Origin of the sequence: Gordonia sp. AC31, assembly GCF_031844505.1 — a bacterium.
In the GTDB taxonomy this organism is placed as follows: domain Bacteria; phylum Actinomycetota; class Actinomycetes; order Mycobacteriales; family Mycobacteriaceae; genus Gordonia; species Gordonia hongkongensis.
Genome location: NZ_JAUZVK010000005.1, coordinates 162,228 through 174,128, shown reverse-complemented (window position 1 = coordinate 174,128; position 11,901 = coordinate 162,228). Strand labels below are relative to the sequence as shown.

The following is an 11,901-nucleotide window of genomic DNA, read 5'->3' as shown; positions in this document are numbered from 1 at the left end:
GTCGCCATGCATTGTGTGGTCGTGGGTGGGGGACTGGCCGGACTGGCGTCGGCGGTCTGGCTGTCGGAGGCGGGGCAACGCGTCACCCTGCTCGAACGTCGGGGTTCGCTCGGTGGGCGCACCATCTCGATGCCGCTGCACGCCGTCGACGACGTGCCCGACAACGGGCAGCACGTCTTCGCCAGCGGGTACGAGCACCTCATGCGCTATCTGGACAGCGTCGGTACGCGGGAGCACGTGGCCTTCCCGGGTCACATGACGGTCCGGATGCCCGGTGGGTCGACGCGCCGATCGGCGTTCACCGGCCTGCCCGGACTGCGGGCCGCACTCGGCGACCTTCCCGGGGTGACCGGCCTCGACCGGTTGCGCACGGCGCGTGCGCAGATCAGGTTGATACGGCAGGCATTTCGGCAACCCGACTGGCTCGACGACGTGACCGCCGACGAATGGTTCCGTCGCATCGGACTGCCGCAGTCGGCACGGGATGCGTTGTGGGACGGCATCGTCATCGGCCTCACCGGCGACAAGCCCGACATCTCCTCGGCCAAGGTCCCGGCCGATCTGCTCGTCACGGGAGCCCGCCGGGCGCGGGAGACGCGCACGCCGATCTCGATCGGGTATCCCACCGTCGATCTCGACACGTTGTTCATCGACGGCGCCGAGAAGCGCTTCGCCGACGCCGGTGTGGAGGTCCGACACCGGGCGGTGGTCTCGTCGATCGACGTCACCGACGGGACGGTGAGCGGGGTGACGCTGGCCGACGGCGAGAAGATCACGGCCGACGCCGTCATCTGCGCGGTACCGGTGTGGAGCGTGAAGGGTCTGCTCGACCAGGTGCCCGGGCACGAGCGGATCTATCGCGCCGTCGAGAACCTGACCCCCGTGCCCATCGTCAGTGTGAACCTCTATCTCGACCGCTCGATCGGGATGACCGACTGGGGCGAGATCCTCTACGGCGGTGAGGGAGTGCTCGAACAGGTCTGGGACCGCCAGCGCATGCACGGGCGCGAACCACGCGACAACTACTTCTACTCGACGACGGTGTCGGCGTCCTACGATCTGATCTCGAAGACGAACGCCGAGATCACCGAGATGCAGATGGACATGCTGCGCCGCTACTTCCCGCAGGCGGCGAACGCGCAGGTGGTCCACAGCCACGTGGTCCGGATGCCGAAATCGACCTTCGCGCAACGACCCGGGACCGCCGGCCTCCGCCCAGACCAGCGCACCGAGGTCGACGGCCTCGCCCTCGCCGGTGACTGGACCCGCACCGACTGGACCACGACGATGGAGGGCGCGTGTCAGAGCGCGGCGCGGGCCGTCGACATCATCCTGGAGTTCGCCCGGCTCGGCTGAGTCGAGGACTTTCTCCGCGGCGCATACCAGCATGGTTGCGGGGGTTTGTCGTCCCTGGCAGGGTGCACATATACGGCCGTTTCCCGAAGGGCGTGCAGAACTCCGCGCCGCGGACGCCGTACCTCGCGACGCGTCGTCGTGCGACGGTCGCGCACAACACAATCACCTTGCCTGCCGCCGGGGCAGAACTGCTCCGCGAGCGGCCCGCCGGATGAGGGAAAGGATCGTTGCGATCGTGGTAACTCACACAGCAGCCAGAACTCCAGAAGCCGCCGACGTCTCGCCCGGCGCGCAGTCGACGAGCACACCCGTCGACGTCTACCGCACCCGGCTCGCGCAGCGCAGCCAGATCGAACCGCGCCCACACAACACCGTGTGGGGGAGCATGGGAAACCCGGGCCCGCTGTCCGCGCCCGAACTCCGGCACTATGCCGATCGCGGATACCACACGGAGACAAACATTCTCGCGGACGCCGACATCGCCGACTGCCTACGCGAGGTGGAGTCGATCACCGAGCGGCTCGGCGACGACGATCGGGTGATCCGCGAATCGTCGAGCGGGCAAGTGCGATCGCTGTTCGCGGTGCATCAGCTCAGTGACGTCATCGCCGAGATCTGTTCGCGTGAAACGATTGCCGGGGTGGCCCGGCAGATCCTCGACGACGACGTCACGATCCACCAGAGCCGCATCAACCTGAAACCCGGGTTCGCGGGCGGTCCGTTCTACTGGCACTCGGACTTCGAGACGTGGCACGCCGAGGACGGCATGCCCGCCCCACGTGCGCTGAGCGTCTCGCTGGCCTTGACGCCGAACTACACCACCAACGGTCCGCTGATGATCATCCCGGGTTCGCACCGCCGGTTCGTCAGCTGTGTGGGCGAGACACCTGATGACTACCACCGGGAATCGCTGACGTCGTATCGGCCGCCATTCGGGACACCGGAGGAGGAGGACGTCGCGAGCCTCGCCGACGAACTCGGTATCGACACGATCACCGGCCCCGCCGGGTCCGCACTGTATTTCGACTCGAACTGCCTGCACGCGTCCGGCGGGAACATCACGCCCTTCCCGCGCAGCAATCTGTTCGTCGTCTTCAACGCGAAATCGAACGCCCTCCAGGCGCCGTTCGGCGGGACCGCGCCACGCCCAGTTCATCTGGCGCACAGGTGAGTTGATAGGGGCGAGCGAGGGGTGGTCGCTCCTCAGAACCCCGTCGACGAGCCCAGCTCCGGGGCCGGCCCGGCGAAGTAGTGCTCACCGTCGAAAATGGCCGGCAGGCCGGCGGCCAGGTAGGTGCCGATGCCGGGCTGCTCCAGCTCGGTGAAGAGCGGATTGCGCTGGAGGACACCTGATTCGACGACCTTGTCAAAAGTCCGGTAGCGCTCCCAGAGCACGGAGTTCTGCGCCAGCGCGGCCTCGACCTCGGCAGACGTGTGTCGCGCGAACCACGCCGCGAACAGCGGTGTGAGGACACCGCGGTGAATGTACCGGTCGTCCTCCCTGGCGAAGTCCGCTCCCAGCGCCCGTTCGACGGCCGCGACCGCCTCGCTGGTCCCGGTCATCTCGACCAGCCCGCGGAAGTGACGCGGGGTCAGCGCGACGAGCATGAACCGGCCGCCGTCGCCGGTCACGAAATCGGTTCCGTACGTGCCGTATACGTCGTTACCGGTGGCCGGTCGGGTGCCGCCACTCAGCTGCGGTTCGGTGAGATATCCGAGCGTCCCGGCGATGGCGAGAGCGGTGTCCTCGAGGGGCAGGGTGATCTGCGCCCCCACCCCATTCTGGTCGCGGCGCCGGACAGCGGCCGTGATCGCCAATGCGGCATAGAGGCCACACGCGACATCCCACGCCGGCAGTACGTGATTGACGACGCCGGCGTAGTCGGTGGGGCCGGTGATCGACGGGAATCCGAGTGCCGCGTTGACCGTGTAGTCGACTCCGGGAGTGCCGTCGGTCCGGCCGAGCAGTTCCAGGGTGATGACGTCGGAGCGCCGCGCCGACAGCGTCTCGTGACTCATCCACGACCGTCCGCCCGCATTGGTGACCAGGATTCCGCCGCCCGGCCCGCTGTCCGTGACGAGATCCTGGATCATCCGCTGTCCTTGGGGGTCACGGAAGTCGACGGTAGCGGACTTCTTGCCGCGGTTGAGTCCGGTCCAGTAGATCGAGTTGCCGTCATCGGTGACCGGCCAGCGGTTGACGTCGGCGGCCCCACCGATCGGGTCGACCCGGATCACCTCGGCGCCGAGCTGCGACAGGGTCAGGCCGCACAGCGGTGAGGCGACGAAGCTCGACACCTCCACGATGCGGAGGCCTTCGAGCGGACGGGGATGCGAGCTCATGCGCGGAAACTCCTGGAGTGTGGAATGGGGGATTCGGCAGACGATCAGGCCATCAGGACGCGGAAACGCCAGTCGAGGACCTCGCGATCGGAGTCGTCGCCGTGTGCGACGACGGTGGAGCGCAGGCGCAGGACGCCGCCGCCGGCGGCGAGCGGCGTCGCCTCCTCGACGAGGATCGTCGAACTGAGGGTGTCGCCCTCGTGCACCGGTCCGGTGTGGTCGCACGAGTCCCAGCCGGTCACCGTCACCAGGTTCGGCAGCGCCCGGTTCGCCTGCGCGAGGGCCAGTCCGATGGTGTGCCCGCCGTAGACCAACCGACCGCCGGCGGCCGCACCGGCCACCCGCTCGTCGTGGTGCGTGGCTGCGATGTTCAGCGAGAGCCGGGCGAGTTCGGGTGCGCTGGACACCACGTCGGCGCTGGAGGAGAAGGCGCGTCCGGCCAGTTCGGGTGAGAAGTGCTGTCCACGTGCGGATTCGCGGTAGGCGGCGAGGTCAAATTCGGGAATGACGGGTTCCGCGTCGATTCCCGGTCCGATGGTGCTCAGGTCGTCCGCGTGCACGGTCCGCCCGGGATCGGCGTCGGGTGACAACGGCAGCATCGCGCACCGGTAGAAGTCGAGGACGGTGACGCCGCTCTGATCGGTGGTGACCATGTGCAGCGCAGCGAGCCCGGTCGGCGTACGTCCTGGCTTCGGTGTGTTCTCCCGCAGCCCGACCACTTCGGTGACGGTCGTCAACGTGTCGCCGATCCGGGGGTGGCTCAGGAACCGCAGGCCGCGGTAGAAGAGGTTCGCCTTCACGTGGTGGGTGGCCAGCGTGGATTGACCGATCGCGACGTCGGTGACCAGGCCGGGATGGGCGAGGACGCCACCCACCACGCGATCCGAGAGATGGGCGTCGAGCGAAAGTCGAAGGCGGTCACCGAGAATCGCTTGGTGCGTCGCGGCAAGACCGGATGTCAACGTGAGCGACGGCGCGTCGTCGAACAACTGTCCATGGGACAGTTCGTCGAAGTACGGGCCGCCCACGGCGATCGGGTCGGACGCGCTCATTCGGACGCAGCCTTGGCGAGGACGCGCCGCGCGGACACGGCGAGCGCCTCGTCGAGCATCCGGCCGTCGAGCTCGGCCGCACCGGCACCCGCGCCGGCTGCCTGCTCGAGTGCATCCAGCACCCGTCGCGCGTCCTCCACGGCGGCGGCGTCGGGGGTGAAGATGTCGATGGCGGACTGCAGTTGAGCCGGATGGATCACCCAGGTGCCGTCGAAGCCGAGGTCGCGGACCCAGCGCTTGGCGTCGCGGAAGGTGTCGTCGTCGGCGATCGTCAGATGCGGTCCGTCGATGACGTCCACGCCGGCCGCGCGCGCGGCGAGCAACACCGAGTCCTGGACGACGTGCCACGTCCGCATCGGCAGGCGGGGGCTGCGTCCCAATGATGCGGCGAGATCGGCGTAACCGATGAGGACGGCATCGAGCCGGTTTGTGGCCGCGCAGATGGCGCCGGCGTCACGGATGCCGCGCGGTGATTCGAGCAACGCCTGCAGGCGGACCGGCGCTCGGCCGAGCTGCTCGTCGGCCGACCGGAGGTCGGCGGGCGAGTCGGCCTTCGGCAGCACCACCGACGTCAGGTTCGGCATCTGGGCGCAGGCGGCGAGATCGGCGCCGGCCCAAGGCGTCTCGATCGCGTTGATGCGCAACGAGATCGCGCGGTCGGCGCCGAACTCGGCGACCAGGTCGGCGGTCGCTGCGCGTGCGGAGTCCTTGTTCGCCGGGGTCACCGCGTCCTCGAGGTCGAGCACGACCTCATCGGCGATCGAAGCCAGCGCCTTGCGGGCCTTGCGGTCGTCGGAGGCGGGCGCGACCAGGACGGCTCGTCTTCTCTGCACGGTTGCTCCAGGGGTCGAGATCAAATGTGCGGCCATATGTGATGCCGTTCCGGTTGTATCAGACCGCGTCGAGCTATGGGAAGTGTTGACAGGTGCGGAGGGGATCGACAAAATGGCCGTACAAATCTGGTTCTAGATCGTGGGGTCTTGTCATGAGCTCGCTGTCCGCCGAAGAGACATTTCTGATCGACACCGTGCGGTCCTTCGTCGACCGAGAGGTGAAGCCGTCGGTCCAGGAGGTCGAGCACGCCAACGAATACCCCGAGAAGTGGATCGACCAGATGAAGCAGATCGGGATCTACGGTCTCGCTGTGCCCGAGGAGTTCGGTGGCTCACCGGTGTCGATGCCGTGCTACGCGCGGGTCACCCAGGAACTCGCGCGTGGGTGGATGAGCCTCGCCGGTGCGATGGGCGGGCATACCGTCGTCGCGAAACTGCTGACGCTGTTCGGCACCGACGAGCAGAAGCAGCGCTATCTGCCGCGGATGGCGACCGGCGAACTGCGCGCCACCATGGCGCTCACCGAGCCGGGTGGCGGCTCCGATCTGCAGGCGATGACCACCGTGGCGAAGACCGATGGCGACGAGTTGGTCATCAGCGGCGCGAAGACCTGGATCAGCAACGCACGGCGCTCCGGCTTGATCGCCCTGATGTGCAAGACCGATCCCGGCGCGCAGCCGCGGCACAAGGGCATCTCCATCGTGCTCGTCGAACACGGTCCGGGACTGACCGTCTCGCGCGACCTGCCCAAGCTCGGCTACAAGGGCGTCGAGAGCTGCGAACTGTCCTTCGACGGCTATCGTGCGCCACGGTCGGCGATCCTGGGCGAGGTTCCCGGCCAGGGGTTCGGCCAGATGATGAAAGGGCTGGAGACCGGTCGTATCCAGGTGGCGTGCCGCGCATTGGGGGTGGCGACCGCGGCGCTGGAGGACTCGCTCGCCTACGCGCAGCAGCGGGAGTCGTTCGGTCAGCCCATCTGGAAGCACCAGTCGATCGGCAATTACCTGGCCGACATGGCGACGAAGCTCACCGCGGCGCGTCAGCTGACCTGGCACGCGGCCGAGCAGTACGACAAGGGTGAGCGCTGCGACATGGAGGCGGGGATGGCCAAGCTCTACGCCTCCGAGGTGGCGATGGAAATCGCCCTGAACGCCGTCCGCATCCACGGTGGTTACGGGTACTCCACCGAGTTCGACGTCGAGCGATACTTCCGGGACGCGCCCCTGATGATCGTCGGCGAGGGCACCAACGAGATCCAGCGCAACGTCATTGCGGCGCAACTCGTGTCGCGCGGCGGGATCTGAGCGGCACGCCGTCGTCCGGCGGGAGAGTGGGTTCCATGCGCGAGTCCGAGCAGTCCGCACCTGCGTACAAGACGCTGGCCGCGGAATTGCGCGCGCAGATCGTCGCGGGCAGATACGCCGGCGGTGTGCGGCTGCCGACCGAATCCGAGCTCTCCCAGGAGTACGGGCTCAGCCGGCAGACCGTCCGCCGCGCGTTCCTCGAACTCGTGACCGAGGGCTCGGTGTACCGCGTGCCCGGCCGGGGAACATTCGCGACCGAGACCGCGGGTCAGTACCTGCGCCAGCTGGGTTCGATCGAGGACCTCATGAACCTGTCGACGGACACCGAGATGCAGGTGATCGAATCACCCTCGCGTCGCGTGGATCTCGAGGCGGCCGGTCGCCTGAGACTGGACACCGACGTGGTGTACCGCATCGTCTTCCAGCGATTCCACGACGGCGTCCCGTTCGTGGTGACCACCGTGTGGTGGCCGGAGTCGGTCGCACGCCTCGTGATCGACGCCCCGGAAATCGAGACCGGAGCGCGGAGTGATCACACGATTATCGGCCTGCTGGAACCTCACCTGGTGCACCCGATCGAGGAGTGTGCGCAGTCGATCACCGCCACCGTCGCCGATGCCGAGACCGCCGCCCGGCTCGGATGCCCGGTGGGGCACACGGTGCTCCGGGTGGACCGGTTGTACACCGATTCACGCGGCCGGGCAGTCGAACTCGCGGTCAGCCACTTCCTTCCCGAGCACTACACGTATCGGGTGACGCTCCGTCGCACCGCCGACCCGCGGCCGGAGTGAGCCGGCGCCCTCTGCTCCCTGGCGAGCGCGACCCCCTGCTCCCTGAGGAGCGCGACCCCCTGCTCCCTATCCGAAAGAACGACATAGCCATTGCTCCCTGAGGTGCGAGGAGCGCAAGCGACGAGCCACGAAGGGCTTGGCGACGTATCTCACCAGGACCCTTCGTGACGGCCTCCGCAAGCTCCGGCCTCCTCAGGGAGCAGTTGGTGGCTCGCTTCGCTCGCACCTCAGGGAGCAGTTGGTGGCTCGCTTCGCTCGCACCTCAGGGAGCAGTTGTTGGCTCGCTTCGCTCGCACTTCGAGGAGTAGTGGGCACGCGCCCTCTAACGAAGCGGTACCCCTGTCAGCCCCGAGCCGGGAGGGGTTGCTCCTCCGGCACATTCGACGATCCGCGACGCGAGGGGATGGTCAGTGTGATCGCCATGCCGACGAAGGCGGCGGCCGCGGCGACGAGGAAGCACCAGGTGAACGTCGACTGGTCGGGCACCTCGGTGCCGCCGAGCGAGATCGTGGCACTGGCCAGGATCAGTGCCATCACGGCGGAGGCGACGGTGGTGCCCAGCGAACGCATGAGTCCGTTGAGTCCCACGGCGGCACCGGCTTCGGTGGCCGGCACCGATCCCATGATCAGGGTCGGCATCGCCGCGTAGCCGACCCCCACACCGATGGCACACACGATCGAGGCCAGCATCAGCTTCCAGGCCGCGTCCATGAGGAAGAAGGCGAGCAGGTAGCCGCATCCCAGGATGGCGGCGCCGATCGCCAGGGTGATCTTGGCGCCGATCCGGTTGATGAGGATGCCCGAGATGGGCGCGAAGATCATCATCATCAGTCCGCCAGGCGCCATCCACAGGCCCGCGGCCAGAAGCGACTGTCCCAGACCATAACCGGTGGCCTCCGGGAGGCGCAGCAGCATCGGCAGCACGATGGACTGGGCCATCATGCCGAAGCCGATCGCCGCGGCGGCGATGTTGGTCAGCAGGACGGCGGGCCGTGCGGTGGTGCGCAGGTCGACGAGCGGCTCACGCTGGCGCAGTTCGAAGAATCCCCATCCGATCAACACCAGGATTCCGCCGATACCGAGTCCGAGTGTGGCGCCGGACGTCCAACCCCAGTCGTTCGCCTTCGAGACGGCGATGAGGAAGGCGGACAGTCCCACGGCCAACCCGATCGCTCCGGAGACGTCGATGCGTCCGCCCGCGGCGTCGTTCACGCGCGGGACCAGGACGAGGACTGCGACCGTGACGAGGACGCCGAGACCGGCTGCCACGTAGAACAGGGCGTGCCAATCCCAGGTCTGCACGATCCAGGCCGCCAGCGGTAGGCCGATCGCACCGCCGACGCCGAGCGTGGCACTCATTGCGGCGACGGCCATCGAGGTGATCCGGGGCGGGGTGATCTCGCGGATGAGGCTCATGCCGACGGGGATGAATCCCATGGCCAGACCCTGCACGCCGCGTCCGATGATCAGCGGGATGAGCGAGTCGCCCAGCGCGCAGATCAGCGAACCGAGGGTGAGCAGTACCGCACTCACCAGGAGGACCCGCTGCTTGCCGAACATGTCGCCGAGGCGTCCGGCGATCGGCATGGCCACGGCGGCGGCGAGCAGGGTCGCGGTGATGATCCACGATGCGTTGCCGATCGATGTCCCGAGCAGACGGGGCAGGTCGGGCTGGATCGGGATGATCAGCGTCTGCATCAGCGAGGCGACCAGGCCGCCGAAACACAACACCACGACGCTGCCGATCGCGCCGGCGGGTGCCTTCTCGACCGCGTCGGACGCGTCGTCGGTCAGCTCGGGCGCGGAACCTCGTACTTGGCTCATGGGGGAGACCTCCTTCGAGGTATGCAGCATACATATGTAATGTACACAAGCAAATCGGACAGTAGGTTGTCCATGTCGACAGATGGAGGAGAGATGTCGGAGGACCATGCGCCCTGGCAGTCGCCGGTGCATCGTGACCTGGCGCAGGAGTTGCTGCGGATGTCGCGACGTCGCAGCCTGGTGCATCCCGCCGTCGGCCTGGAACGCTCGGCCTTCGCGATCCTCTGGATTCTCTCCGACGGTCGGCCGCGGACGTTGCGGGAGCTGACCGCCGACCTCCAGCTCGAGCAGTCGACGGTCAACCGGCAGGTCAACGCAGCCATCAAACACGGCTACGTCGAGCGGTTCGAGGTCGAGGACTCGCTGTCGAAGATGATCCGCCCGACCGAGGCCGGGCGAGAGGCGTTCCGGCGCGACGGCCTGCTGCGTGCCGAACGGCTCGAGCAGGTCTTCGCCGATCTGGCCCCGGGCTCGCCGCAGGCCCTGCTCCACGAGCTGCGTGCCTTCAACGACGCCTACGAGCGGACCCAGCACCGGCACGGTGCGGCCGATGAATCCGACCGCGGGAAAAGGGGATTGGCGTGACCTCGGCCGGCACATACGTGGTGACGGGCTCGGCGTCGGGGATGGGTGCGTCGGTGGCCGCCGCCTTGCGCGCGGACGGTCACACCGTGATCGGGGTCGATCAGCGCGATGCCGACGTCGTCGCCGATCTGTCGACACCCGAGGGCCGACGCCGCGCGGCCGACGAGGTCCTCGCCCGATCCGGCGGGCAACTCGACGGGGCCGTGCTGGCCGCGGGCATGGGCCCCGCGGCCGGGACGGGAGCGGATGATCGTCGAGGTCAACGTGTTCGGGGTGACCGAACTGCTGACCGCCTGGCGTCCGGCGCTGGCCGCTGGGGCGAAGGCGAAAGTGGTTGTCTTCGGTTCGAATTCGACGACGGTCACGCCGCTGGTCCCCAAATCCGCCATCCGACGCCTGCTGGATGGCGACCCCGAGGGGGCCGTCCAGGTGATCCGACGCCGGCGCGGCGTCACGGGCCCGGTGGCGTACGCGTCGTCGAAGATCGCGGTCACGCAGTGGCGCCGCCTGCACGGAAGGCGACCGAATGGGCCGGTGAGGGCATCCGGGTCAACGTCCTCGCTCCCGGGCCGGTCATGACGCCGCTGTTGCAGTCGCAACTCGACGGTCCGCAGGCCGGGCACGTGAAGTCGTTTCCGGTTCCGGTGCGCGAGTACGGAACTCCTGACCAGCTCGCCGCCTGGGTCATGCTGATGCTGTCACCGGCGGCGGACTTCATGGCCGGCGCGGTCGTCACCGTCGACGGTGGAACCGACGCCCGCATGCGGGGACGGGACTGGCCGTCGCCGCTGCCCCCGCGGGCGATACCCCGGTTCCTATGGACGATGTATCGTGCCCCCGACAGGGCATGGTCGCCGAGTACTAGAGGCCGGCCCGCTCGAGCGCCTCGTCGAACTCTTCCGACGCCTGCTTCTCGCTCTTGCCGTCGTCGAGCGCCTGGCGATAGACGGCGAACAGTTCCGCGCCCCGCTCCACATAGGCCTGCGTCCATCGCTCGGCGTCGACACGCCAATAGCCGATGACGTCGTACGACCGGCGGTCCCAGCGAAGATTGCCGCGCAGGTGCTTGCGGATCGCACGCGACTCCGCCGCCTCGCCGGCGAACCAACAGTATGCGCCCGAGGTCGGCAGGGTGAGTCCGCAGACCGTGTCCGCGAGACGGCTCGGCGTGCGGGAGTTGCCGCCGACCAGCGTGATCAGCTCGACGTCGCGCTCGGGCAGATAGGCCAGTTCGGTCGGGGCGGGCACCTCGACCACGGCGGTGACACCGTCGGTCGACGGCAGTTCGTCGAGGATTCGGGCCAGGGCGGGGAGTCCGGCCAGATCGGCGGCGAGGATCAGGCGTTCGACGCCGGCGGGTGGTGCGTACCAGCACCGCGCGTGCGTCATCACCACGTCGTGCCCCGCTTCGGCGCGCTGGGCCCACAGCGTTGCAGGGCCGGCGGCATGGATGACGAAGTCGACGACCATGGTGCCGGCGGAGTGGTCGACCGAGCGGATCGAGTAGTTGCGGCCGTCGGGTGCGGGGTCGGTGTCGTAATAGGCCCACGTGCCGTCGCGACATTCCATATCCGGTGTGACACGCTCGGGGTCGTGTGGGAAGTAGATGCCCACGGCTTCGTCGGCGCCGCCGGGTAAGCCGAGTCCTGGCAGATCGTTCACGTCGAAGACGATGCGACGCAGGTTGGGCGTCAGGTCGGCGACGTCGGCAACGCGTGCTCTGGAATAGCCCATGAGGTAACCCTAACCTGAGTCGGGCTGGACCCCAGTTACTAGGATATGCAACCATCGAAGAACTGTCGGTGTGGAGAGG

At 68.0% G+C, this 11,901-nt stretch carries 10 protein-coding genes and 1 pseudogene; 6 read left to right on the top strand and 5 right to left on the bottom strand.

Annotated features, from left to right (window positions below; genetic code table 11):
• Positions 1-6 precede the first annotated feature (6 nt).
• Positions 7-1,356, top strand: coding sequence for a hydroxysqualene dehydroxylase HpnE (hpnE, locus tag Q9R39_RS08325; protein ID WP_137809456.1), 1,350 nt, complete (start codon positions 7-9; stop codon positions 1,354-1,356).
• 235 nt (positions 1,357-1,591) lie between these two features.
• Positions 1,592-2,527, top strand: a complete 936-nt coding sequence (gene thpD, locus Q9R39_RS08320) for an ectoine hydroxylase (protein WP_311277327.1) — start codon at positions 1,592-1,594, stop codon at positions 2,525-2,527.
• 32 nt (positions 2,528-2,559) lie between these two features.
• Here thpD and Q9R39_RS08315 read toward each other — a convergent pair whose 3' ends face one another.
• Genes Q9R39_RS08315 through Q9R39_RS08305 form a run of 3 tightly spaced genes read right to left on the bottom strand, consistent with a single transcriptional unit; the run spans position 2,560 to position 5,620 of the window.
• Positions 2,560-3,699: a CoA transferase gene (locus tag Q9R39_RS08315; protein WP_311277326.1), complete on the bottom strand. Its 1,140-nt coding sequence runs from the start codon at positions 3,697-3,699 to the stop codon at positions 2,560-2,562.
• A gap of 44 nt (positions 3,700-3,743) precedes the next feature.
• Positions 3,744-4,751 carry a MaoC family dehydratase gene (locus tag Q9R39_RS08310; RefSeq protein ID WP_311277325.1) on the bottom strand — a complete coding sequence of 336 codons (1,008 nt, stop codon included), beginning with the start codon at positions 4,749-4,751 and terminating at the stop codon, positions 3,744-3,746.
• The gene (locus Q9R39_RS08305) at positions 4,748-5,620 is read right to left on the bottom strand and encodes a CoA ester lyase (RefSeq protein WP_078112742.1); all 873 of its coding nucleotides are present in this window, start codon (positions 5,618-5,620) and stop codon (positions 4,748-4,750) included. Before Q9R39_RS08305 ends, Q9R39_RS08310 begins: the two co-directional genes overlap by 4 nt.
• A gap of 116 nt (positions 5,621-5,736) precedes the next feature.
• Between Q9R39_RS08305 and Q9R39_RS08300 the strand changes: the two genes are divergently transcribed.
• Together Q9R39_RS08300 and Q9R39_RS08295 are read left to right on the top strand one after the other, a co-directional pair.
• Positions 5,737-6,888, top strand: a complete 1,152-nt coding sequence (locus tag Q9R39_RS08300) for an acyl-CoA dehydrogenase family protein (protein ID WP_078112741.1) — start codon at positions 5,737-5,739, stop codon at positions 6,886-6,888.
• Between the two features lie 35 nt (positions 6,889-6,923).
• Positions 6,924-7,679 (top strand): GntR family transcriptional regulator, encoded by a 756-nt coding sequence (locus Q9R39_RS08295; RefSeq protein WP_058249743.1) that lies wholly within the window; start codon positions 6,924-6,926, stop codon positions 7,677-7,679.
• Positions 7,680-8,021: 342 nt separating this feature from the next.
• Here the strand turns inward: Q9R39_RS08295 and Q9R39_RS08290 are convergent, their stop codons facing one another.
• Positions 8,022-9,503 (bottom strand): MFS transporter, encoded by a 1,482-nt coding sequence (locus Q9R39_RS08290; RefSeq protein WP_078112740.1) that lies wholly within the window; start codon positions 9,501-9,503, stop codon positions 8,022-8,024.
• Between the two features lie 93 nt (positions 9,504-9,596).
• On the opposite strand from Q9R39_RS08290, the gene Q9R39_RS08285 reads away from it, so the two are divergent.
• Entirely contained in the window at positions 9,597-10,088 is a 492-nt protein-coding gene (locus Q9R39_RS08285; RefSeq protein ID WP_065632565.1) for a MarR family winged helix-turn-helix transcriptional regulator, read from the top strand.
• A gap of 41 nt (positions 10,089-10,129) precedes the next feature.
• Positions 10,130-10,953: pseudogene (locus Q9R39_RS08280) on the top strand (SDR family oxidoreductase).
• Here the strand turns inward: Q9R39_RS08280 and Q9R39_RS08275 are convergent.
• Complete coding sequence (locus Q9R39_RS08275) at positions 10,950-11,822, bottom strand: siderophore-interacting protein (RefSeq protein WP_058249747.1); 873 nt, start codon at positions 11,820-11,822, stop codon at positions 10,950-10,952. The pseudogene Q9R39_RS08280 and the gene Q9R39_RS08275 sit on opposite strands and share 4 nt — an antisense overlap.
• Positions 11,823-11,901 lie beyond the last annotated feature (79 nt).